This window comes from Paraburkholderia phymatum (assembly GCF_038900715.1).
GTDB lineage: Bacteria > Pseudomonadota > Gammaproteobacteria > Burkholderiales > Burkholderiaceae > Paraburkholderia > Paraburkholderia phymatum_A.
This window is the reverse complement of the sequence record NZ_JAYMRZ010000015.1, coordinates 163,620-186,838: the sequence shown is the minus strand read 5'-3', so window position 1 is coordinate 186,838 and position 23,219 is coordinate 163,620. Positions and strand designations below refer to the sequence as shown.

Genomic DNA, 23,219 nt, shown 5'->3' with positions numbered 1-23,219 from the left:
ATTGAACGGATCTGTATGAACCTGTCCTTCGTTACGCAGTTTCTTAAGCGCCGGACTGGTGCGAACAGCGTGCCGCACGCTGTTTCCCCACGCCGGCTGCTCGGTGTGGCCGCTCTGGCTGTCTGGGTGCTCGCCGCATCGCCAGTGCATGCTCAGGATCCGTCGCCCGATACGGATGACAACGCCGTCTCCGTCCAGGACGCCTTCGGCCCTGAATCCGCCGAAGAAAAGAACAATCTGCCGAACGTTGCACTGACGAGCCAGATCGTATTCCAGGTGCTCGCAGCCGAAGTCGCGCTGCAGCGCAATCAGCCCGCGCCCGCGTATCAGACCTATCTCTCACTCGCTCGCGACACGCACGATCCGCGCATGGCGCAGCGCGCGACGGAAATCGCGCTCGCCGCGCAGAGCCCGTCGGATGCGCTGACGGCCGCGCAACTATGGCAACAATATGCGCCGACGTCCGAGCGCGCCGCGCAGCTCGACGCATCGCTGCTCGTACTGTCGGGCAAGCCCGATGACGCAAAGCCGATGCTCGCAAAAGAACTCGCGAAGATCGCGCCGGAAAATCGCGGCAGCGGCATTCTCGCGCTGCAGTTGCTGATTTCGCGCGGGCCGAATCGTGTGGGTGGATTGCACGTGCTACAGGATCTGCTCGCGAACGACATGAACCGCCCGGAAGCGCAATTCGCGATGGCACGTCAGCAGCTTATCGCCGACGATGCGCCCGGCGCGCGCAAGTCGCTCGAACAGGCGCTCAAGCTCAAGCCCGACTATCTGCCCGCTGCGCTGCTGCTCTCGCAGATGGGACCGGAAGAACGCAAGGAAGGCATCGAGTCGCTGGAAAAGTACGTCAAGGCCAATCCGAAGTCGCATGAAGCACGGCTCGCGCTCGCGCAAATGTACCTCGCGAGCGATCGCCTCGACGACGCGCAGAAACAGTTCGAGTACATGCAGAAGGACAACCCGAACGACCTGACGCCGCTGATGGCGCTTGCGCTCATCAGGATCCAGCAAAAGAACCTGCCTGAAGCGCAGAACTATCTGCAGCAGTACGCGCAGAAAGCCGAAAAAATGCCGGGAGCGGATGCGGGTCAGGCGTATATCTATCTCGCGCAACTGTCGCTCGAACAAAAGGACAACGACGCAGCCGGCCGCTGGCTGGACAAGATTTCGCCGACCAGCACGCAGTACGTCCCCGCGCAGATCACGCGCGCGCAACTGTTGGAAAAGCAGGGCAAAGTCGATGACGCGCGCAAGCTGCTTGCGGGCATTCATCCGCAGGACCCGCGCGATCAGGCGCTGATCGCGCGCACCGACGCCGCCATCCTGTTCGACGCGAAGCGCTATTCGGAAGCCGAAACGCGGCTCGCGCAAGCCACGGGTGATTTCCCGGAAGACCCCGATCTCACCTACGACTACGCAATGGCCGCGGAAAAGAACAGCCATTTCGACGTGATGGAAACGCAGCTGCGCAAGCTGATGCGCACGCAACCGGATAACGCGCAGGCCTACAACGCGCTCGGCTATTCGCTCGCGGATCGCAACCAGCGTCTGCAGGAAGCGGACAAGCTCGTCGAGAAGGCGCTGTCGCTGGCGCCGAACGATGCGTTCATCATGGATAGCGTCGGCTGGGTCAAGTACCGGCTCGGCGATACGACGGATGCGATCAATCTGCTGCGCAGGGCCTACGATCTGCAGCCGAACGCCGAAATCGGCGCCCATCTCGGCGAAGTGCTGTGGAAGAGCGGCGATCAGGACCAGGCGCGCGCGGCATGGCGCGATGCGCGCAAGCTCGAACCGGACAACGACACACTCGTAAAAACGCTCAAACGTTTTCAGGTGAACGATCTCTGATGCATTTTCCCCGTCTCGTGTTTTCAACTCCGGCGCCGCGCCGCGCGGCGCTCGGTCTCGCAGCCGCAGCCGTCGTCGCCTTGGCGGGCTGTGCTTCCGTCAAGCCGCAGGGCCCATCGACGTCGAATGCCGCAACGGCTGTCACCGCGCAGACGGCCCGCGCGTATCACGGCCGTTTCGCCGTTCAGTACGTCGACCAGAACGGCCAGCAGCGCAATGCATATGGCAATTTCGACTGGCAGGAACACGGCGATACCGTCACGGTGCAATTGCGCAATCCGCTCGGACAGACCATGGCGATCGTGACGTCGTCGCCGGCGACCGCCACGCTCGAACTGCCGAACCGTCAGCCGATGACAGCCGATAACGTCTCCACGCTGATGCAGAATGCGCTCGGCTTCACGCTGCCCGTCGAAGGGCTGCGCTACTGGCTGCAGCCGTCCGTCGCGCCGACGTCGAAAGCGACGACCGAGAGCGATCCGCAGCAGCAATCGCATCTGAAGCAGATTCAACAGGACGGCTGGACGATCGACTATCTCGCCTATGCCGATGCGCCCGCAACCGGCGTGAAGCGCGTCAATCTCGAACGTTCCGAACCGCCGCTCGACATCAAGCTCGTGCTCGACCAGTAATTGCGCGCACGCGCTCCTTGCAAAGACTCATGATCGAAACGAACGACTCGCTGCGCGACTGTCTCGCTCCGGCGAAGCTGAATCTCTTCCTGCACATCACCGGCCGTCTGCCGAACGGTTATCACGCATTGCAGACGGTGTTCCAGTTGCTCGACTGGGGCGACACGCTTCACTTCACGCTTCGCGACGACGGCGCGATCACGCGCGGCACCGAGATCGCCGATGTTCCCGCCGATACCGACCTCACCGTGCGCGCAGCGAAGCTGCTCAAGGAACATACGGGCACGCGCCTCGGCGCGAACATCGAGATCGACAAGCGCCTGCCGATGGGCGCGGGCCTCGGCGGCGGCAGCTCCGACGCGGCGACGACGCTGCTCGCGCTGAACCGTCTGTGGAAGCTCGCTTTGCCGCGCGCGGAGTTGCAGGCGCTAGCAGTCAAACTGGGCGCCGACGTGCCGTTCTTTATCTTCGGAAAAAATGCCTTCGCTGAGGGTATCGGAGAAGAACTCGAGCAGGTACAATTGCCGCCGCGCCACTTTCTGGTGGTGACACCGAGGGTTCACGTTCCAACCTCAGCGATTTTTTCCGAAAAAACGTTGACAAGAGATACGAAAGCCCTCACAATAGCAGACTTTCTTGCACAGCATAGTTGCAACGCAGAATGGCCAGACAGCTTCGGCCGGAATGACATGCAGCAGGTTGTCGCAGGAAAATACGCGGAAGTCGCGCAGGTGCTTCGATGGTTTGACGACATCGCGCCGGCGCGGATGACGGGATCAGGCGCAAGCGTTTTTGCAGCGTTCCGTAGCAAAGATGAAGCAGTTGCGGCGCAAGCCAAACTGCCCGTCGAGTGGAACAGTGCAGTGGCGACAAGTCTGGATACGCATCCACTCTTCGCTTTCGCGGCATAAGTTTCGCGGCGCTGAATGGCCTACACATTCAGCGAAGCTCAAAGTTAGTGTAGGGGAGTCGCCAAGTTGGTTAAGGCACCGGATTTTGATTCCGGCATGCGAGGGTTCGAGTCCTTCCTCCCCTGCCAAAATTCTCGCAGTTCCTCGCCTCCCACAGCCTGAAGCAGGTGCATGATGAGCAGCCATGACGGCCTGATGGTTTTTACTGGCAACGCAAATCCAGCGCTTGCACAGGAAGTCGTCAAGATCCTCGGTATTCCCCTCGGTAAAGCAATGGTCTCCCGTTTTTCGGACGGCGAGATCCAGGTCGAGATTCAGGAAAACGTTCGTGGCAAGGACGTCTTCGTCCTCCAGTCCACGTGCGCGCCGACCAACGACAATCTGATGGAACTGATGATCATGGTCGATGCGCTCAAGCGCGCATCCGCCGGCCGGATCACGGCAGCCATCCCCTACTTCGGCTATGCCCGTCAGGATCGCCGCCCGCGTTCGGCGCGCGTTGCGATCTCGGCGAAGGTCGTGGCGAACATGCTGGAAATCGCTGGCGTCGAGCGGATCATCACGATGGATCTGCACGCTGACCAGATTCAAGGCTTCTTCGACATCCCCGTCGACAACATCTACGCAACGCCCGTGCTGCTCGGCGATCTGCGCAAGCAGAATCACGAGAATCTGCTGGTCGTGTCGCCGGACGTCGGCGGCGTGGTCCGCGCCCGCGCGCTGGCGAAGCAACTGAACTGCGATCTGGCCATCATCGACAAGCGTCGTCCGAAGGCGAACGTCGCTGAAGTGATGAACATCATCGGTGAAGTCGAAGGCCGCACCTGCGTGATCATGGACGACATGGTCGATACGGCCGGCACGCTCTGCAAGGCAGCGCAAGTGCTGAAGGAACGCGGCGCGACGAAGGTCTTCGCGTATGCGACGCACCCGGTCCTGTCGGGCGGTGCTGGCGCGCGCATTGCTGCGTCGGCGCTCGACGAAGTCGTCGTTACCGATACGATCCCGCTCGGCGAAGAAGCCCGCTCGTGCCCGAAGATCCGCTCGCTGACGAGCGCAGGTCTGCTGGCCGAAACGTTCTCGCGTATCCGTCGCGGCGACTCGGTGATGTCGCTGTTCGCGGAAAGCTAAAGTATTCGCGAAAGCGCCGCATGACACATGCGGCGCTTTTGCATATCGGCGTGAACGAACGAAGGTTCACGCCGTCGTGTCTGGGGCCGCTAGAAGGCCCCGTCTTGCTGCCTGGTCGCGGGCAGATAATGGAGAATCAAATGAAAGTCATCGCTTTCGAGCGTAATCTGCAAGGTACGGGTGCGAGCCGCCGCCTGCGTAACTCGGGCAAGACCCCGGGTATCGTGTACGGCGCCGGCGAACCGCAACTGATCGAACTCGATCACAACGCGCTGTTTCACGCACTGAAGAAAGAAGCATTCCACTCGTCGATCCTTGACCTGGAAGTGGCAGGCAAGTCGCAACAGGTTCTGCTGCGCGACGTGCAATACCACCCGTTCCGTCAGCTCATTCTGCACGTGGACTTCCAGCGCGTCGACGCGAACAAGAAGATTCACACGAAGGTGCCGCTGCACTTCCTGAACCAGGAAACCAACCCGGCTGTGAAGCTGGGTGGCGCGGTGATCTCGCACGTCATCAACGAAATCGAAGTCGAATGCCTGCCGGCCGCTCTGCCGGAGTTCATCGAAGTCGATCTGGTGAAGATCGAAGCGGGTCAATCGCTGCATGCATCGGACATCGTTCTGCCGGCTGGCGTCGCACTCGTTGCGCACCTTGCAGCAGAAAACCCGGTGATCGTTTCGGCGCCGATTCCTGCTGGCACCGTGTCGGAAGAAGCATCGGCTGAAGGCGAAACGCCGGCTGCAGAATAAGGCTGCTATCCTCTCGATCCGTTTCAATGGAACGGTCGACGTAACCCGCCGCGGTTCGCCCCGGCGGGTTTTTTTTCGATTTTTTCCAGGCTGCGTGCGTGCCGCGTGGCTCACTCGAATATGATCAAGCTGATCGTCGGGCTCGGCAATCCGGGCGCCGAATACACCGCGACCCGCCACAACGCCGGCTTCTGGCTCGTCGACCAACTCGCGCGCGAAGCAGGCGCGATGTTGCGCGACGAACGGCGCTTTCACGGCTTCTACGCGAAAGCGCGTCTGTATGGCGAAGAAGTGCATCTGCTCGAGCCGCAGACGTATATGAACCGTTCGGGTCAATCGGTCGTCGCGCTCGCGCATTTCTTCAAGATCCTGCCGGATCAGATTCTCGTCGCGCACGACGAACTCGATCTGCCGCCCGGCGCGATCAAGCTGAAGCTCGGCGGCGGCAGCGGCGGACATAATGGCCTGAAGGACATTTCCGCGCATCTGTCGACGCAGCAATACTGGCGACTTCGTATCGGCATCGGCCATCCGCGCGACCTGATTCCCGAGAGCGCACGCGCGGGCGCAAAACCCGACGTCGCGAACTTCGTGCTGAAGCCGCCGCGCAAGGAAGAGCAAGACGTGATCGACGCGTCGATCGAACGCGCGCTTGCTGTGATGCCAACCGTCGTCAAAGGCGAACTCGAACGCGCGATGATGCAGCTGCATCGCAATCCTTGACGCAAGCGTCTAAAAAGGAGAGAAGCTTGAGCCGCTACTGGAGCGATATCGTTCATCGACTGACGCCGTACGTGCCGGGCGAACAGCCCGCGCTTGCGCATCCCGTGAAGCTGAACACCAACGAGAATCCGTATCCGCCGTCGCCCGCCGTGGTGAGCGCGATCCGCAACGAACTGGGCGAGCATGCCGAGTCCTTGCGCCGCTATCCCGATCCGACTGCGCGCGTGCTACGCGAGACGGTCGCCGCGCATCATCGTCTGAACGCCGATCAGGTGTTTGCGGGCAACGGCTCGGATGAAGTGCTCGCGACCGTATTTCAGGCGCTTCTGAAGCACGATAAGCCGATTCTCTTTCCCGACATCACATACAGCTTTTATCCGACGTACGCGCGTCTCTACGATGTCGCGTATCGGACGATTCCACTCGACGACGCCTTCAAGATTCGCATCGACGATTACGCGCAGCCGAACGGCGGCATTCTCTTTCCGAATCCGAATGCGCCGACTGGCCACGCGCTGCCGCTATCGGACGTCGAGCGAGCGGTCGCATCGAATCCTGATTCGGTGGTCGTCGTCGATGAAGCGTATGTGGACTTTGGCGCGCAGTCTGCGATTTCGCTGATCGGCAAGTATCCGAATCTGCTCGTCGTGCATACGACGTCGAAGTCGCGCTCGCTCGCCGGCATGCGCGTCGGCTTTGCATTCGGCGATGCCGTGTTGATCGATGCGTTGAATCGCGTGAAGGACAGCTTCAACTCGTATCCGCTCGACCGTCTCGCGCAAGCCGCCGCGACAGCCGCATACAAGGACGACGCGTGGTTCCGCGATTGCACCGAAAAAGTGATCGCGAGCCGCGAACGGCTCACTGCGCAATTGACCGCGCTCGGCTTCGACGTCGTGCCGTCGTCGGCGAATTTCGTGTTCGCGCGTCACGCCGGATATGACGCCGCGACGCTTGCAGCGCGGCTCAGGGAAAAGGAAATCTTCGTGCGGCACTTCAAGGCGCCGCGCATCGATCAGCATCTGCGCATTTCTATCGGCACCGATGCCGAGTGCGATACGCTCGTGAACGCGTTTAAGGAGATCGTCGGCTGATGCGCCGGGAGCAAGACAAGCGGCGCGCCATGCGCCGCTTTTGGTGAGATCACGCGCTCTTTGCGGCCTGCAGCGCGTTGTACTTCGTCATCAACTGTTCCGGCGTCTCGAGATGCTCCGGATTGCGCGGAATACATTCGACGGGACACACCTGCACACATTGCGGTTCGTCGAAATGGCCGACGCATTCGGTGCACTTCTTCGGGTCGATCACATAGATTTCCGGGCCCATCGAAATCGCGTCGTTCGGGCACTCGGGCTCGCAAACGTCGCAATTGATGCACTCGTCGGTAATCATCAGGGCCATGCTGTTCTCACTTCATGCCGGCGCACATCGCGCGCATGCCGGCTAACGTTCCGTAACTAGCAATTTTACGCCTGTCGGATAGACCACGTTTAGCGTCCGGTTATCGACTACGAGGACGCAGCGCTCCGTCAGGGGCCGGAATTACGGTTGTGCCGCCGCCCGCGCCCGCTCCATCTCCACGACCTTGTCCTGCAGCCGCTTTTCCACCGATGGGAACACGAACTTGCTCACGTCTCCGCCCAACTGGGCGATCTCGCGGACGATCGTGCCCGAGATGAACTGATACTGATCGGACGGCGTCATGAACATCGTCTCGACATCCGGCAGCAGATAGCGGTTCATGCCCGCCATCTGAAACTCATACTCGAAGTCCGATACGGCGCGCAGACCGCGCACGATCACGCGCGCGTTGTTGACGCGGACGAAATCCTTCAATAGCCCCTTGAAGCTCATCACCTGCACGTTCGGATAGTGGCCGAGCACCTCGTTGGCGATGTCGAGCCGCTCTTCGAGAGAAAAGAACGGTCTCTTGTTGCGGCTATCCGCCACTCCCACCACCAGCGTGTCGAAAATGCTCGATGCACGACGCACGAGGTCCTCGTGACCACGCGTGAGCGGATCGAACGTACCCGGATACACGGCGACTACCATGGGATTTCTCCTCTCTACAGACTAGAAGCGTGCCGGAACGCCCCGCAGGACCCGTCCGGCAACGACACGCGCGTTCAGCGGCAAGCCGCCCGGCGCTTGTTATGAACGCGCATTATTCCTCATTTTCGCGTTGCAGCAAATGATAGCGGACGGTGCCCGCCTTGCCCTCGCGGATCACCGTCCAGCCTTCGAGCGCCGCGTTTCCCGCCGCGTCGAGCGATTCTCCGGACTCCACATAAAGAAAGCCATCCGCGCTTACCAGCGGTGCGGCGACCGCGAGCGCGCGGCCGAGCAAATTCTCGCCGAACGGGGGATCGAGAAAGACCACGTCGAACGAGCCGGGCGCGAGGCTTGCCGCGAGACGCAACGCATCGGCCTCGGCGATTTCGATCGCGCTCGCCGACAGCTTTGCCTGATTGGCGCGCAACTGCGCCGCCGCGCGCGCGTTGCGCTCCACCATCAGCACACGCGCTGCGCCGCGCGACGCGGCCTCGAAGCCGAGCGCGCCGCTGCCGGCGAAAAGGTCCAGACAGCGTTGGCCGTCGAGCCGTTGACCGAGCCAGTTGAACAGCGTTTCGCGAACGCGATCGGGCGTCGGACGCAGCCCATCGATGTCTATCACGGGCAGCGGCGTGCGTTTCCAGTCGCCGCCGATAATGCGAATGGTGTGCGCCTGGCCACGGCCGGACGGCGCGTTTCTTGCGCGAGCAGGGGAAGTACGGGACATGCGGTTCGTTTGTTGAGCGTGCGCCTGCCTGTCGCGGATTCGGTCAATGAGCGTCGGAATCTGTCGATCGCGCGGGTTCTCGTCGACGGGCGGGCCGGAGCGCCCACGTTACCACACGCGCGCGACGGCCTTCGCCGAAGTTCACCGGGGCGGTGCGCGACGACGCCCGTCGCGGTGCCCAATGACGCGCCATCACGACGGAGCCGGAAGCGCCTGATAAAATGTTGGGCTTCCAGCGCCTCGCATCCCGCACTGCCATGCCCCGCCGCCAGAAAAGACGCGTCGACGTTCGTCGCCACGCGCGATCGGGCAAATAGCGGGAATCCAGCGCACTCTCACGCAGCTCAGACCATGTTCAGCTTTTTCAAACGATTCAAGGGTTCGAATACGCCCGACGGCACGCCTGAGGCGTCGCAGACCGATTCCGGCGGCGACGTCGATACGCAGGACGTGGCCGCGCCGAAAGCACCCGCCGCGTCCGGTACTTCCGGTACTTCCGGCGCGTCCAGCGCTTCCGGCGCCCCCGGCATTTCCGGTGCTTCGTCGAAGCCCACGCGCGACGCGCAACCGGCGCCCGACTCAGCCGACGCGCCCGAATTCGACCCCGACTACGTGCCAAGCGCCGCCGACTTCGAGGACGCGGACGAGGAAGTCGAAATCATCCCGCCGCCGCAACCCGAGGCGGCAGCGAAGCGCACGTGGCTCACACGACTGCGGAGCGGCCTGTCGAAGACCAGTTCGAGCATTACGGGCATTTTCGTCGGCACGAAGATCGACGAAGAACTGTACGAAGAACTGGAGACGGCGCTGCTGATGTCCGACGCGGGCGTCGACGCAACGGAGTTTCTGCTCGAAGCGCTGCGCGAAAAAGTGCGCGCCGAGCGCCTCTCCGATCCGCAGCAGGTCAAGGGCGCGCTGCGCGCGCTGCTCGTCGACCTGCTGACGCCGCTCGAAAAGTCGCTGACGCTCGGCCACTACCAGCCGACCGTGATGATGATCGCGGGCGTGAACGGCGCCGGCAAGACGACGAGCATCGGCAAGCTGGCGAAGCACATGCAGAACTTCAACCAGTCGGTGCTGCTCGCCGCGGGCGATACGTTCCGCGCCGCCGCGCGCGAACAGCTCGCGATCTGGGGCGAACGCAACAACGTGACGGTCGTGCAGCAGGAAAGCGGCGACCCCGCAGCCGTGATTTTCGACGCGGTCGGCGCGGCGCGCGCTCGCAAGATCAACGTCGTGATGGCGGATACGGCCGGCCGTCTGCCGACGCAGCTTCATCTGATGGAAGAGCTGCGCAAGGTGAAGCGCGTGATCGGCAAGGCAATGGACGGCGCGCCGCACGAAGTGCTGCTCGTCATCGACGCGAACACGGGTCAGAACGCGCTCGCGCAAGTCAAGGCATTCGACGATGCGCTGAATCTCACGGGCCTGATCGTGACGAAGCTGGACGGCACCGCGAAGGGCGGCATTCTCGCGGCGATCGCGCGGCAGCGGCCGGTGCCCGTGTATTTCATCGGCGTCGGCGAAAAGGTCGAGGATCTGCAGCCGTTCAGCGCGGAAGAGTTCTCGGATGCGTTGCTGGGTTGACCTGACGGGCCGCTGAGGCTGGCCAGACATCGGGTGCAAAGGGCGTCATGTGTTCGCATGACGCCCTTTTTGTTGCCGTCACCCTTCGTGCCTCGCAATAACGGGGCGGCTCGAAAAGGCCGCGACTTCACTCGGCGTCGGGCTGCACGCCGGGCTCCGCGCGCGCGAACGCATCGAGCGTGTTCGCGTAGTCGCAGATGCGCCGGATGGTCGGATACGGACTCATATCGACGTTGAAGCGCGTCGCGTTGAACACCTGCGGCACGAGACAGATATCCGCCAGAGTCGGCGTATCGCCGAAGCACAGCTTGCCCGCGCGCCCATCCGCGACCAGATATTCTTCGAGCGCCGCAAAGCCCGAACTGATCCAGTGGCGATACCACGCGTCCTTCACCTCGTCGTTCACGCCGACGGTGCGCTTCAGATACTTCAGCACGCGCAGATTGTTCAACGGGTGAATCTCGCACGCGAGTTGCAGCGCGATCGCGCGGACATACGCGCGATCGACAGGTGTCGACGGCAGCAGCGCCGGCTCGGGATGCGTCTCGTCCAGATACTCGACGATCGCGATCGACTGCGTCAGCACGGTGCCGTCGTCCACCAGCGTGGGCACGACGGCATCGTGATTGAGCTTGCGATACTCGGGCTTGAACTGCTCGCCGCCATCGCGCAGCATGTGCACCGGCAAGTACTCGTACGGCAGGTTCTTCAGGTTCAGCGCAATGCGCACGCGATACGACGCGGAACTGCGAAAGTAGCTGTACAGCTTCATTGTGTTGTCCTCCCCAACCTCACTTCTACATCGTCAAACGACGCGCACGCTGAACTCGCCCAGCCCGTCCACGCCGCCTTTCATCAAATCGCCTTGCACGACCGCGCCGACGCCTTCCGGCGTGCCCGTGAAAATCAGGTCGCCCGGTTGCAGTTCGAAGAAGGTCGACAGATACGCGACCGTCTCCGCCACCGACCAGATCAGTTGCGACACATCCGAACGCTGCTTCTCCTCGCCGTTGACAGTGAGCCAGATCGCGCCCTTGCCGACGTGCCCGACTTTCGACACGGGATGAATCGGGCCGAGCGGCGCCGACTGATCGAAGCCCTTTGCCGTGTCCCACGGACGGCCCAGCTTTTTCGCCTCGGCCTGCAGGTCGCGGCGCGTCATGTCGAGGCCGAGCGCATAACCGTAGACGTGGTCGAGCGCGTTGTCGGCGGAAATGTTCTTGCCTGCCTTGCCGATTGCCGCGACGAGTTCCATTTCGTAGTGCACATTCTTCGACTGCGCCGGATAAGTGAATTCGCCCGTCGCGCCAGGCGCCACGTACAGAACGGCATCAGCGGGTTTCGCGAAGAAGAACGGCGGCTCGCGATCGGGATCGTGGCCCATTTCGCGCGCGTGCGCCTCGTAGTTCCGGCCGACACAGTAAATGCGGCGCACCGCGAATTGATCGTCCGATCCGACGACCGGCACTGCCGTCACCGGCGCTGGCGCAAACACGTAACCCATTCCGTTCTCCGTCTTCTATTGGTTGAGCCGCCCGACGCGGCGAAGCATTGAGTGTAACGCGACGCCGTTACGCGCGTAGCCTGGCCGAATGGCCAGGTGGCGAGCCTCGCGGCCATGCTTTAACGTTCGATGCAGGCCGGCAATTTGCTCGAATTCTGGACGCATGCGCACCGTGCGATACTGAACAGAATCAAGACCAAACGGTCGACGCCACGTGACCTGCGCCTGGCTCGCTTGCCGCGCCAGCGCGAAGCTTCGTTGCCCGCTGTCCCCACAAACACGATTTGCCCGATGACTGATTTCACCGACACTGCCGCTCCTTTCCCCTGCGCCCGCTTCATCAAGGAAATCGGGCGCGGTCCCAATGGCGCGCGCGCGCTCACGCCCGACGACACGCATGCGCTCTACGCCGCAATGCTCGACGGCCGCGTGTCCGACCTGGAACTGGGCGCGATCCTGCTTGCGTATCGCGTGAAAGGGGAATCCGCCGATGAACTGGCCGCCATGCTGGCGGCGGCCCATGCGTCGTTCGCGCCCGTCAACGTGACGCACGACGCGCATCAGGCCGTGTCGATCCCGAGCTACAACGGCGCGCGCAAGCAGCCGAACCTCGTGCCGCTGCTCGCGTTGCTGCTCGCGCGCGAGGGCGTGCCCGTGCTGGTTCACGGCGTGACGGAAGACCCCGGGCGCGTGACGAGCGCGGAAATCTTCGCTCATCTGAACGTCGCGCCCGCTCAAACGCACGCCGATATCGAAACGGGCCTTGCGAACCGGCGCATCGCGTTCGCGCCCATCGAAACGCTCGCGCCGAAGCTCGCGCGGCTGCTGACGCTGCGTCGGCGGATGGGGGTGCGCAACTCGACGCATACGCTCGTGAAGATTCTTCAGCCGTTCGCGCCCGCAGGTCTGCGGCTCGTGAACTACACGCACCCGCCGTACCGCGAAAGCCTGACGCAGCTGTTCGTCTCGCATCCGGACGCGGCCGTCGGCGGCGCATTGCTCGCGCGCGGCACGGAAGGCGAAGCGGTCGCCGATACGCGCCGCCAGGTGCAGATCGACTGGCTGCACGACGGCATCTGCGAAACGCGTGTCGCCGCCGAGCGCTCGTCGCCGGATGCGCCCGAAGTCGAACTGCCCGAAGGCCGCGACGCACCCACGACGGCGGCCTGGATCGAGTCCGTTCTGCGCGGCGAAGCGCCTGTGCCCGCCGCGATCACGCGTCAGGTCGAGCTGATCGTCGACATCGCCAGGAAGGCCGCCTGATCAAGGCAAACAGCGGCTTCACACACGTTGTGAACCACCGCGAACGGCTGCAGCGAGCGAGTTGAGGAGCGCATCAAATGGCCGCGGCGTGTTGACAGCCACGCGCGGCCTCGCTTACCCTTAAAAAAATGCGTTCTCACCCGAACACCCTCCGAATTACCCTCGGCCGCCTAGCGCGGCCCCTATCGCTACGTCTAGCGTAAGCCAGGCGTAGCGCCGCACGCAGTCGCCACAGCGGCTCGCGCGGTCCTCCGAAGCAGTTCCCGTAGTTCGTATCACCCAGTCCGTAGTTCCTTCAAAACCTGTAGTCGTCTGTATTCGTCCGTTTACCGTTCAGACGAATCGCGAGGGTCAAATGCACGTTGCATGGGCTTCAGTACCGATCGTTGCCTTCGTCGTCGTCCCGATGACGTTCTTCGTCCGCGCCCGTTCGTTGCTCCCGCTAGCGCCCGGCTTGCGGGACGTGCATCCGTGGCAGCCCGCCAGCCGCTCGACGCCACATCACCCAGCACACGACTAAACGAAACGAACGAGGCTCACCATGTTGCGCAACCCTGCCGAGAAATACCGTCCCTTCCCCGCCGTCCGTCTGACCGGACGCAAATGGCCCAGCCGCACGATCGAGCGCGCGCCCATCTGGATGAGCACCGATCTGCGCGACGGCAACCAGTCGCTGATCGAGCCGATGAGCATCGAGCAGAAGACCGAGTTCTTCGAGATGCTCGTCCAGATCGGCTTCAAGGAGATCGAAGTCGGCTTTCCGTCGGCGTCGCAAACCGATTTCGACTTCGTCCGCAAGCTGATCGACGAAAAGCGCATTCCCGACGACGTGACGATCGAAGTGCTCGTGCAGTCGCGCGAAGAGCTGATCGCGCGCACGTTCGAGGCGCTCGAAGGCGTGCCGCGCGCGATCGTCCACCTGTACAACGCGATCTGCCCGTCGTTCCGCAAGATCGTGTTCGACCAGTCGAAGGAAGAGGTGAAGGCGCTGGCCGTCGAGGGCACACGGATCATTCGCGAGCACGCCGATGTCCGTCCGCAGACACACTGGACCTTCCAGTACTCGCCCGAGACGTTCAGCATGACCGAGCTGCCGTTCGCGCGCGAAGTCTGCGACGCCGTCGCGCAGACGTGGCGCCCGACTCGCGATCACAAGATGATCGTGAATCTGCCCGCCACCGTCGAAGCCGCGACGCCGAACGTGTTCGCCGATCAGATCGAGTGGATGGACCGCAATCTCGGCTATCGCGACAGCATCGTGTTGTCGGTGCATCCGCATAACGATCGCGGCACGGCCGTCGCGGCGGCCGAGCTCGCGCTGATGGCGGGCGCGGACCGCGTCGAAGGATGCCTGTTCGGCAACGGCGAGCGCACCGGCAATGTCGATATCGTGACGCTCGCGATGAACCTGTACACGCAAGGCGTCGATCCGGGGCTCGATTTCTCGGATATCGATGGCGTGCGGCGCGTCGTCGAGCGCTGCAACCAGATTCCCGTGCATCCGCGCCATCCTTATGCGGGCGATCTCGTCTACACAGCGTTTTCCGGCTCGCACCAGGACGCGATCCGCAAGGGCTTCGCGCATCAGAAAGCGGGCGCCGTCTGGGAAGTGCCGTATCTGCCTGTCGATCCCGCCGACGTCGGTCGCAGCTACGACGCGGTGATTCGCGTGAACAGCCAGTCCGGCAAGGGCGGCTCGACGTATCTGCTCGAGCGTGGCATGGGCTTCGCGCCGCCGCGCCGCGTGCAGATCGAATTCAGCCACGCCGTGCAGACGATCGCCGACCAGTCGGGCGAAGAAGTGACGGGCGACGCGATCTGCGCGCTCTTCGCGCGCGAATACTTCGAGACGGAGGGGCCGGCGCAGCGGGTGAACGGATCGACGGTCCGCTGGAACAAGCGCGAAATCGGCGTGCCCGCGATTGCGGCCCGCGTCGACGGTCACGAGGCGTATGCGAAGGCTGTCGCGCTGGAAATGTCGGCGGCGGCGAAGCAGCCGGTCGAAATCACGTCGTTCGAGACCGTGCGCATGACGGACGGGCGCACGGCGGTGTTCGTCGGCTGCCGTGTCGGCGAGCAACCGATCAGGCACGGCGTAGGTGTCGCGGAAGACGAAATGACGGCCGTCGTCGATGCCGTGGTCAGTGGCGTCAATCGAGCCGGATGGCCAACGGTGGACCGGCGGTTTGCGGCGTAACGGCGCGGGATAAAGACACGGGCCCACCGGCCAGGAAACACGAGCAGGAACGCACAAACGCCAGCGCCGACGGTTCGGATCACCGCGGCGCGCACGGCCCGCCCACGAGGCGGCGCCGTCAGGAACAGAGTGATCGCGGGATCCGCGTCACTCGCGCGTCACTCGATTGCGCAACGCGTCGCCTGCCAGGCGATCAGCCGCCACTTTCCGTCCTCCTGCGCCTGAATCGCGGTGTAAGCGATCGGAAAGAGCAGCGCGCCGCTGTTGGCCTCCATCTCGATCAGCGCGCGTCCCGTGACCACGCACGTCTCGCGGCCGACGGGCAGCACATCCTGCGACTGAATCTCGATCTGCCGATAGCGGCGGCGCCCGGCCGTGATGGCGTCGATGAACTGCTGCTTCGACTCGCGCTTGCCGTTCGTGTGGACGTAAATGACGTTGTCGGAGAGCAGCGCGTCGAGCTGCTGCCCGTTGCCTTCGACCATCGCGCGAAAGCGATCGCGCTCCAGCCCGCGAATCGCCTCGATCACTTTTGCCGCCATTGCATTCGCCCCCAGGACGACAGTGCCTGCAACGGCGACCGTCGTCAGAAGTTGTACTGCACGTAAACCTGGTGGAAATTTATACCAGGATTCGGCTCTTTGATACCGCCGTTCGAGACATGCTGAAAACGGTAGCCCAGCTGATACTGCTGATGCGAGCCGAATTGCGCGCCCGCGCCCACCATGTCGGCGAACTGGAACGCGGAGCCCAACGTGAAGGTCGAAGAGATTCGCGGACTGGTCAGCACGCGCACGCCGACGCCCGCCTCGACGAACGGCCGGAACGCTCCCGAGCCCTTGATGAACCGCACGACGGGTGTGACGCCGAATTCGCCGATGTTGTTGTGGACGTTGCCTTCGTCCGTGTGCCACCACGCGGCGTGCGCTTCGCCGATCAACGCGAAGTGCCAGCCGCCGATTTCCCACCACGTCAGATTCGGGTCCCAGACGAAGCCCAGATCGAGCTTGCGCACGTGATGATCGGCGAGGGCGCCCGTGATCTGCACGCCAAACTGGTCCGCCAGAACCGGACCGCACACGCCCAAAAACGCCGCCGCCGCAGCGCACCTAAGTACAAGACCACACCAAGCATTGTTCTTTTCTTCCATCGTGTGTCCACTGAGATTTCAGGATCGAGCGGCAAAAATCGCGCAGCAACATTTTAGAGACAGGAGCAAGTATCGGACCCTTTAAAAACAACCGAAAAGCCGCAAATAAGTGGTTCTGTTTCTGAAAAAATCTTACTGATGGTTGCGATTTTCTGCATCAGGCGATGGATGCTACGCGTTCGGTAGAGAACTAGCAGACGAGGTACAATACTATTGAGATGCGGATTTCGATAGATAGTTGGAACTCCGATGCCCCTATGGGCTCTAAGTATTAGCACTCTGCATACGAGAGTGCTAACATCCATCGTGGTCTGGCTTTGCCGGACTTTTGTCTGAATAAAGGAGTTTGCTACGTGAGCAACACATTGACCCTTCCGAGTACTCTGAGCCCGTCGTCGGCCAAGGCCGGTTCGGCAGGTGCACTGACGCTCTCGCATGCTTCTCTTCTGCCCGGCCATCTGGGCAATATCGACGCCTACATCCAGGCCGTGAACCGGATTCCGATGCTGACGCCGGCAGAAGAGCGCCAGTTCGCCACCGAATACCGCGAGCACAACAACCTCGACTCCGCTCGCCGGCTCGTCCTGTCGCATTTGCGGCTGGTCGTGTCGATCGCGCGCAATTATCTCGGGTATGGTCTGCCGCACTCCGACCTGATCCAGGAAGGCAACATCGGCCTGATGAAGGCCGTGAAGCGCTTCGACCCGGAGCAGAACGTGCGCCTCGTGTCGTATGCGATGCACTGGATCAAGGCTGAGATCCACGAATACATCCTGCGCAACTGGCGCACTGTGAAAGTGGCGACGACCAAGGCGCAACGCAAGCTGTTCTTCAACCTGCGCAGCCACAAGCAAGGGTTGCAGTCGTTCACGCCGGACGAGATCGACGGTCTCGCGAAAGAGCTGAACGTGAAGCGCGAGGAAGTGGCCGAGATGGAAACGCGTCTGTCGGGCGGCGATGTCGCGCTCGAAGGACAGGTCGAGGACGGCGAAGAAGCATTCGCGCCGATCGCATACCTGGCGGATTCACACAACGAGCCGACGGCGGTGCTGGCTGCGCGCCAGCGCGATCGCCTGCAAAGCGACGGGATTGCGAGCGCGCTGGAGTCGCTCGATCCGCGCAGCCGCCGCATCATCGAGGCGCGCTGGCTGCAGGTGGAAGACGACGGCTCGGGCGGCTCGACGCTGCACGAGCTCGCCGACGAATTCGGCGTGTCGGCTGAGCGCATCCGTCAGATCGAAGCAAGCGCGATGAAGAAGATGCGCGCCGCGCTAGCCGAGTACGCGTAACGCCAGCGAATAGTCTGAGAAGCATCGGGCGGCCGAAAGCCGCCTCGAACCCGCACCGAGCCCCGCCTTTCGAAAGAAGGCGGGGCTTTTTCTTTGCATCGTCGAAAGCTGCGTCGCCGCGAACCGTCGGCGAGCGCTCGCCTTGACCTGATGCGGAAGGTGGCCTATTAGTGGTGAAGCACTGCCGGGCTCGCGACGCGATGACGCGCCTCCCGCCGACAGACTATTCCTACAATCGTTATGCATGCGCCAGTGCGGCTGTGTCGGGCGCTGGGTCCTGCCGGAGCATCCGGCGCGATGTCGTTGCCAATCGATCATGGCCATAACGCTCAATCATAGGAATCCTTCACGCCGCGCGCTCAGCAGCCGCATCGTCGCGTGGGCTCGCGGCCCGACCTTCGCACGCGATATCGCTATCGTCCTCGCCATCAAATTCGCGCTTCTGCTCGCGCTCAAGCTCGCGTTCTTCGATCATCCGCAGGCGGAGCACATGTCGCTGCCGCCCGCACAGGTCGCCCAGGCACTGCTTTCCGTGCCCGTCTCGCCTCCGTCACAAGGTGACAGCCATGCCCGCTAGCGATGTCGTCGACCTTTCGCGTTTGCAGTTCGCCGTTACGGCCCTGTATCACTTTCTCTTCGTACCGTTGACGCTCGGACTGTCGTGGCTGCTCGTCATCATGGAGAGCGTCTACGTGATGACGGCCAAGCCGATCTACAAGGACATGACGCAGTTCTGGGGCAAGCTGTTCGGCATCAACTTCGCGATGGGCGTCACGACGGGACTCACGCTCGAATTCCAGTTCGGCACCAACTGGTCGTACTACTCGCACTATGTCGGCGACATCTTCGGCGTGCCGCTTGCCGTCGAAGGACTGATGGCGTTCTTTCTCGAATCGACCTTCGTCGGACTGTTCTTCTTCGGCTGGAACCGGCTGTCCCGCGTCCAGCATCTGATGGTCACGTTTCTCGTCGCGCTCGGATCGAATCTGTCCGCGCTGTGGATTCTCATCGCGAACGGCTGGATGAACAATCCCGTCGGAGCCGAGTTCAACTACGAGACGATGCGCATGGAGCTGTCGAGCTTATTCGCGGTGATCTTCAACCCGGTCGCGCAGGTGAAGTTCGTGCACACGGTATCGGCGGGTTATGTGACGGCGTCGATGTTCGTGCTCGGCCTGTCGTCGTGGTATCTGCTCAAGCGCCGCGACGCCGAATTCGCGTTGCGCTCGTTCGCGATCGCGGCGGGCTTCGGCCTCGCGTCGACGCTATGCGTGATCGTGCTCGGCGACGAATCGGGCTACACGACGGGCGAAGTCCAGCAGATGAAACTCGCCGCGATCGAATCGGAATGGGAAACCGCGCCGCCGCCCGCGCCGTTCACGATTTTCGGCATCCCGAATCAGCAGGAAGAGCGCACCGACTACGCACTGCGTGTGCCCTACGCGCTCGGCATCATCGCGACGCGTTCGCTCGATGAACCCGTCGTCGGGCTCAAGGAGCTGATGGCGCGCAACGAAGCGCACATCAGGAACGGCATGATCGCGTACGGCGCGCTGCAAAAGATCAAGCAGGGCGACACGAGCGACGAAACGCGCGCATCGTTCGACGCGCACAAGCAGGACCTCGGCTACGGCCTGATGCTCAAGCAGTTCACGCGGAACGTCACCGACGCCTCCGCCGATCAGATCAGGCAGGCCGCGAAGAAAACGGTCCCGCCCGTTCTGCCCGTGTTCTGGTCGTTCCGGCTGATGGTCGGCCTCGGCCTGCTGTTCCTCGCGACATTCGTGCTCGCGTTCTTCTTCTGCGCGCAGCGCACGCTGCTGCGCGACAACCGCCGCTGGTTCCTGCGCTGGGCCGTGTGGGCGATTCCGCTGCCGTGGCTGGCGGCGGAATTCGGCTGGATCGTCGCGGAACTGGGACGCCAGCCGTGGACCATCGCGGGCATTCTGCCGACGTCGCTGTCCGCGTCAAGTCTGACGGCGAGCGATCTGTATCTGAGCCTCGCCGGCTTCGTCGTGTTCTACACCGCGCTCTTCATCATCGAGATCACGCTGATGTTCAAGTATGCGCGGCTCGGTCCGTCGTCGTTGCACACGGGCCGCTATCACCACGAGCGGACCGAGACGGCCACGGTCGGCGCGAACACGGCCGCATGAGCGGCATCGAGACACTTGCATCAAGGGATACCACGCCATGGATTACGCAACGCTCAAACTGATCTGGTGGGCGCTCATCGGCGTACTGCTGATCGGCTTCGCGCTCACCGATGGCTTCGACATGGGCGCCGGCATGCTGCTGCCGTTCATCGGCAAGACGGACGCGGAACGGCGCATCGTCGTGAACACCGTCGGCGCGACGTGGGAAGGCAACCAGGTCTGGCTCATCACGGCTGGCGGCGCGATGTTCGCCGCGTGGCCGCTCGTCTACGCGGCGTCGTTCTCGGGCTTCTACTTCGCGATGCTGCTCGTGCTGTTCGCGCTGTTCTTCCGCCCTGTCGGCTTCGACTACCGTGGCAAGCGCGACGATCCGCGCTGGCGCAGCGCGTGGGACTGGGCGTTGTTCGCGGGCGGGTTCGTGCCCGCGCTGGTGTTCGGCGTCGCGTTCGGCAACCTGCTGCAAGGCGTGCCGTTCGCCTTCGATCAGGAACTGCGCGTCACCTATCACGGCAGTTTCTTCGAACTGCTCAACCCGTTCGCGCTGCTGTGCGGACTGTTGAGCGCGTCGATGCTCGCGGCGCACGGCGCGGCGTTCGTGAAGATGAAAGCGGATGACATCGTCGCGCGACGCGCGTCCGTCGCGTTGCGCATCGCGTCGCTCACTGCTGTCGCGCTGTTCCTGATCGCGGGCGTGCTGGTCGCGACGCTGATCGGCGGCTATCAGATCATCGATCCCGCCCCGCTCGATACCGTCGCGAATCCGCTGCTGAAAAACGTGATCGGCGCGCCGGGCCTGTGGCTCACGAACTACTCGCTGTATCCGTGGATGACCGCCGCGCCTTTGGCCGGCATTATCGGCGGCGTGCTCGCGCTGGTGCTCGCGAACTCGCGCTTCGAGCGCATGGCGTTTCTGTCGACGTCGCTGATGGTGATCGGCGTGATCCTGACGGCGGGCTTCTCGATGTTTCCGTTCATCATGCCGTCGTCGCTGGATGGCCGCAGCAGCCTCACCGTCTGGGATTCGACATCGAGCCAGATGACGCTGCAGATCATGCTCATCGCCGTCATCGTGTTCCTGCCCGTCGTGCTCATCTACACGAGCTGGGTGTATCGCGTGATGCGCGGCAAAGTGACAGCCGAAGCAATCGAGCAAAACCATCACTCGATGTACTGACGCACGACTCGCCAGGAGGCGCAGACCATGTGGTACTTCAGCTGGATTCTCGGGATTGGCCTCGCGCTCGCATTCGGGATCATCAACGTGATGTGGCTCGAAGCGAATCATGCTGTCGATGGTGACGCGAATGGGCGTTGATTCGGCGGGAGAGGCCTGCAGTAAACGCAAATCGGCGCCCCAAGGGGCGCCGATTTTTTGCCGCGAGACGCGCTCAGACTGCGATGAGCCTCAAGCCGTAGCCGTCAAACGCGTCGACAGTTGCTGCGCGTAACGCTGCGCCGAATCGCCGACGACGATATGGAACGTGTCCGTCGACACCCACGCGACGTTCAGCGTATCGAGGCGCTGGCGATCGACAGCCGACGGATCGCGCACGACGATGCGCAGGCGCGTCGCCGCCACTGCTTCGAGCGAGACGATATTCGTCGCGCCGCCGAACACAGCGAGCCAGCGCAGCGGGTCCGGATCGAGCGGACCGTTGCCCGCCGCAGAGGAAGCATTGCCACCCGCCGCAGCCGTAGCCATGTTGCCCACCGAAGGCGCCGACGATGCAACCGACGAAGCAGCCGAAATGACAGCCGCCGTCGCATCGCCGCTCGCAATCGTCGCGCGGATTTCATCGGCGATGATGTCCGCTTCCGGCCCGATGATGACCTGCACCGCGCCCGCGCCGCGCTTCAACACACCGCGCGCGCCGATCGACTTCAGCTCGCTCTCCGACACCTTGTCCGAATCGACGACCGACAGACGCAGACGTGTCGTGCACGCGTCGACCACCGACAGATTCGCCGCGCCGCCCAGCGCAGCGATATAGCGCTGCGCGCGCGTCGACGACTTTGCCGCTGCGCCTTCGACAGGCGCCACATAACCACCCGACGCGTACGACTCGGTGGCGGCATCGGCCGTTTCCGGCTCGCGGCCCGGCGTCGCCATGTTGAACTTGCGGATGAAGAAGCGGAACAGACCGTAGTAGACGACGGCATAGGCAAGGCCGATGGGAATCGCTTCCCAGCCCTTCGTAGACAGGCCGTAGTTCAGCACGTAGTCGATCGCGCCCGCCGAGAACGTGAAGCCCAGCTTGATGCCGAGCGCCGAGCAGACCGCGAGCGACAGGCCCGTCAGCACCGCGTGGATCGCATAGAGCACGGGCGCGAGGAACATGAAGCTGAATTCGATCGGCTCGGTCACGCCCGTCAGGAACGACGTCAGCGCCATCGAGAACAGCAGGCCGCCGACCACCGCGCGGCGCTCCTTCGGCGCTTCGTGGAACATCGCGAGACACGCAGCCGGCAGACCGAACATCATGATCGGGAAGAAGCCCGTCATGAACGTGCCCGCCGTCGGGTCGCCCGCGAAGAAGCGGTGCAGGTCGCCCGTCACGGCCGCGCCGCCCGGCGGCGTGAACGTGCCGAACACAAACCATGCGAGCGAGTTCAGGATGTGATGCAAGCCCGTGACGAGCAGCAGACGGTTCAGCAGACCGAACACGAATGCGCCGATTGCGCCTGCCGTCGTCAGCCAGTGGCCGGCGGCGTCGATTGCGCCCTGCACGGGCGCCCACGCGTATCCGAAGACGATGCCTAGCACCAGACACGCGACCCCGGTGACGATCGGCACGAAGCGCTTGCCGCCGAAGAACGCGAGGTAGTCGGGCAGCTTGATGTCCTTGTACCGGTTGTACAGCATCCCCGCGACGATGCCGGCGATGATCCCCGACAGCACGCCCATGTTGAGCTTGTCGTTGATGTCCTTCATCACGGCGACTTCGATCAGATAGCCGATCGCGCCCGCCAGCGCCGCAACGCCGTTATTGTCCTTCGCGAAGCCGACAGCGACGCCGATCGCGAACAGAAGCGGCAGGTTGTCGAAGATCGCGCCGCCGGCGTCGGCGATCATCTTGATGTTGAACACATCGGGCTGACCGAGGCGCAACAGCAGGCCGGCCACGGGCAGTACCGCGATCGGCAGCATCAGTGCGCGGCCAAGGCGCTGAATCTTCAGAAACGGATTCCCATCCATTGATACCTCCACTCCTTTGTCTCGTGTAATAGAGTCGTTGCTTTATTTGCAGGTTGAAATGTCGAGCCGACGGGCTCTGTCCGAAGTCGAAT

22 protein-coding genes, 1 tRNA gene and 1 pseudogene are annotated in these 23,219 nt (G+C 62.9%); 16 read left to right on the top strand and 8 right to left on the bottom strand.

The window, feature by feature from the left end; genetic code table 11:
• Positions 1–15: 15 nt before the first annotated feature.
• The 8 genes from VSR68_RS25965 (at position 16) to hisC (ending at position 7,100) form a co-directional block, all read left to right on the top strand.
• Entirely contained in the window at positions 16–1,857 is a 1,842-nt protein-coding gene (locus tag VSR68_RS25965) for a tetratricopeptide repeat protein (protein WP_342942570.1), read from the top strand.
• On the top strand, positions 1,857–2,489 hold the full coding sequence (lolB, locus tag VSR68_RS25960) for a lipoprotein insertase outer membrane protein LolB (RefSeq protein ID WP_342942569.1): 633 nt from the start codon (positions 1,857–1,859) through the stop codon (positions 2,487–2,489). Before VSR68_RS25965 ends, lolB begins: the two co-directional genes overlap by 1 nt.
• Positions 2,490–2,518: 29 nt before the next feature.
• Positions 2,519–3,400: a 4-(cytidine 5'-diphospho)-2-C-methyl-D-erythritol kinase gene (gene ispE, locus VSR68_RS25955; RefSeq protein WP_342942568.1), complete on the top strand. Its 882-nt coding sequence runs from the start codon at positions 2,519–2,521 to the stop codon at positions 3,398–3,400.
• A 51-nt stretch (positions 3,401–3,451) separates the two neighbouring features.
• Positions 3,452–3,528, top strand: a tRNA-Gln gene (locus VSR68_RS25950).
• 46 nt (positions 3,529–3,574) lie between these two features.
• A complete protein-coding gene (locus tag VSR68_RS25945) occupies positions 3,575–4,531 on the top strand; it encodes a ribose-phosphate pyrophosphokinase (protein WP_087734318.1) in 957 nt (318 codons plus the stop codon).
• A 140-nt stretch (positions 4,532–4,671) separates the two neighbouring features.
• Entirely contained in the window at positions 4,672–5,283 is a 612-nt protein-coding gene (locus VSR68_RS25940) for a 50S ribosomal protein L25/general stress protein Ctc (protein WP_342942567.1), read from the top strand.
• A gap of 120 nt (positions 5,284–5,403) precedes the next feature.
• On the top strand, positions 5,404–6,006 hold the full coding sequence (gene pth / locus VSR68_RS25935) for an aminoacyl-tRNA hydrolase (protein ID WP_342942614.1): 603 nt from the start codon (positions 5,404–5,406) through the stop codon (positions 6,004–6,006).
• A gap of 26 nt (positions 6,007–6,032) precedes the next feature.
• A complete protein-coding gene (gene hisC, locus VSR68_RS25930) occupies positions 6,033–7,100 on the top strand; it encodes a histidinol-phosphate transaminase (protein WP_342942566.1) in 1,068 nt (355 codons plus the stop codon).
• Between the two features lie 49 nt (positions 7,101–7,149).
• Here hisC and VSR68_RS25925 read toward each other — a convergent pair whose 3' ends face one another.
• The 3 genes from VSR68_RS25925 to rsmD form a co-directional block, all read right to left on the bottom strand.
• A complete protein-coding gene (locus tag VSR68_RS25925; protein ID WP_090863358.1) occupies positions 7,150–7,407 on the bottom strand; it encodes a YfhL family 4Fe-4S dicluster ferredoxin in 258 nt (85 codons plus the stop codon).
• Positions 7,408–7,548: 141 nt separating this feature from the next.
• Positions 7,549–8,058, bottom strand: coding sequence for a pantetheine-phosphate adenylyltransferase (gene coaD, locus VSR68_RS25920; protein ID WP_342942565.1), 510 nt, complete (start codon positions 8,056–8,058; stop codon positions 7,549–7,551).
• 112 nt (positions 8,059–8,170) lie between these two features.
• Positions 8,171–8,785, bottom strand: a complete 615-nt coding sequence (rsmD, locus tag VSR68_RS25915) for a 16S rRNA (guanine(966)-N(2))-methyltransferase RsmD (RefSeq protein WP_342942564.1) — start codon at positions 8,783–8,785, stop codon at positions 8,171–8,173.
• A 351-nt stretch (positions 8,786–9,136) separates the two neighbouring features.
• On the opposite strand from rsmD, the gene ftsY reads away from it, so the two are divergent.
• A complete protein-coding gene (gene ftsY / locus VSR68_RS25910; RefSeq protein ID WP_342942563.1) occupies positions 9,137–10,372 on the top strand; it encodes a signal recognition particle-docking protein FtsY in 1,236 nt (411 codons plus the stop codon).
• Between the two features lie 127 nt (positions 10,373–10,499).
• On the opposite strand, the gene maiA is transcribed toward ftsY, so the two are convergent.
• Together maiA and VSR68_RS25900 are read right to left on the bottom strand one after the other, a co-directional pair.
• Positions 10,500–11,144, bottom strand: a complete 645-nt coding sequence (maiA, locus tag VSR68_RS25905) for a maleylacetoacetate isomerase (protein ID WP_342942562.1) — start codon at positions 11,142–11,144, stop codon at positions 10,500–10,502.
• Positions 11,145–11,177: 33 nt separating this feature from the next.
• Complete coding sequence (locus tag VSR68_RS25900; protein ID WP_342942561.1) at positions 11,178–11,876, bottom strand: fumarylacetoacetate hydrolase family protein; 699 nt, start codon at positions 11,874–11,876, stop codon at positions 11,178–11,180.
• Between the two features lie 291 nt (positions 11,877–12,167).
• Between VSR68_RS25900 and ybiB the strand changes: the two genes are divergently transcribed.
• Both ybiB and leuA read left to right on the top strand, forming a co-directional pair.
• The gene (gene ybiB, locus VSR68_RS25895) at positions 12,168–13,139 is read left to right on the top strand and encodes a DNA-binding protein YbiB (RefSeq protein WP_342942560.1); all 972 of its coding nucleotides are present in this window, start codon (positions 12,168–12,170) and stop codon (positions 13,137–13,139) included.
• A gap of 541 nt (positions 13,140–13,680) precedes the next feature.
• Positions 13,681–15,336, top strand: a complete 1,656-nt coding sequence (leuA, locus tag VSR68_RS25890; RefSeq protein WP_342942559.1) for a 2-isopropylmalate synthase — start codon at positions 13,681–13,683, stop codon at positions 15,334–15,336.
• Between the two features lie 158 nt (positions 15,337–15,494).
• Here the strand turns inward: leuA and VSR68_RS25885 are convergent, their stop codons facing one another.
• On the bottom strand, positions 15,495–15,878 hold the full coding sequence (locus VSR68_RS25885; RefSeq protein ID WP_087734154.1) for a nuclear transport factor 2 family protein: 384 nt from the start codon (positions 15,876–15,878) through the stop codon (positions 15,495–15,497).
• A 44-nt stretch (positions 15,879–15,922) separates the two neighbouring features.
• Positions 15,923–16,486, bottom strand: a complete 564-nt coding sequence (locus VSR68_RS25880; RefSeq protein ID WP_342942558.1) for an acyloxyacyl hydrolase — start codon at positions 16,484–16,486, stop codon at positions 15,923–15,925.
• A 353-nt stretch (positions 16,487–16,839) separates the two neighbouring features.
• Here VSR68_RS25880 and rpoH point away from each other — a divergent pair, with 353 nt between their 5' ends.
• The 5 genes and pseudogenes from rpoH to cydX form a co-directional block, all read left to right on the top strand.
• Positions 16,840–17,775, top strand: coding sequence for an RNA polymerase sigma factor RpoH (rpoH, locus tag VSR68_RS25875; RefSeq protein WP_342942557.1), 936 nt, complete (start codon positions 16,840–16,842; stop codon positions 17,773–17,775).
• Positions 17,776–18,091: 316 nt separating this feature from the next.
• Positions 18,092–18,352 carry a cytochrome oxidase putative small subunit CydP gene (gene cydP / locus VSR68_RS25870; protein ID WP_342942556.1) on the top strand — a complete coding sequence of 87 codons (261 nt, stop codon included), beginning with the start codon at positions 18,092–18,094 and terminating at the stop codon, positions 18,350–18,352.
• Complete coding sequence (locus VSR68_RS25865) at positions 18,342–19,931, top strand: cytochrome ubiquinol oxidase subunit I (protein WP_342942555.1); 1,590 nt, start codon at positions 18,342–18,344, stop codon at positions 19,929–19,931. Before cydP ends, VSR68_RS25865 begins: the two co-directional genes overlap by 11 nt.
• A 37-nt stretch (positions 19,932–19,968) precedes the next feature.
• On the top strand, positions 19,969–21,105 hold the full coding sequence (cydB, locus tag VSR68_RS25860) for a cytochrome d ubiquinol oxidase subunit II (RefSeq protein WP_342942554.1): 1,137 nt from the start codon (positions 19,969–19,971) through the stop codon (positions 21,103–21,105).
• A gap of 27 nt (positions 21,106–21,132) precedes the next feature.
• A pseudogene (gene cydX, locus VSR68_RS25855) lies at positions 21,133–21,240 on the top strand (cytochrome bd-I oxidase subunit CydX); the annotation flags it as partial.
• A gap of 96 nt (positions 21,241–21,336) precedes the next feature.
• Here the strand turns inward: cydX and nagE are convergent.
• Positions 21,337–23,127 (bottom strand): N-acetylglucosamine-specific PTS transporter subunit IIBC, encoded by a 1,791-nt coding sequence (gene nagE / locus VSR68_RS25850; protein ID WP_342942552.1) that lies wholly within the window; start codon positions 23,125–23,127, stop codon positions 21,337–21,339.
• Between the last annotated feature and the right edge of the window lie 92 nt (positions 23,128–23,219).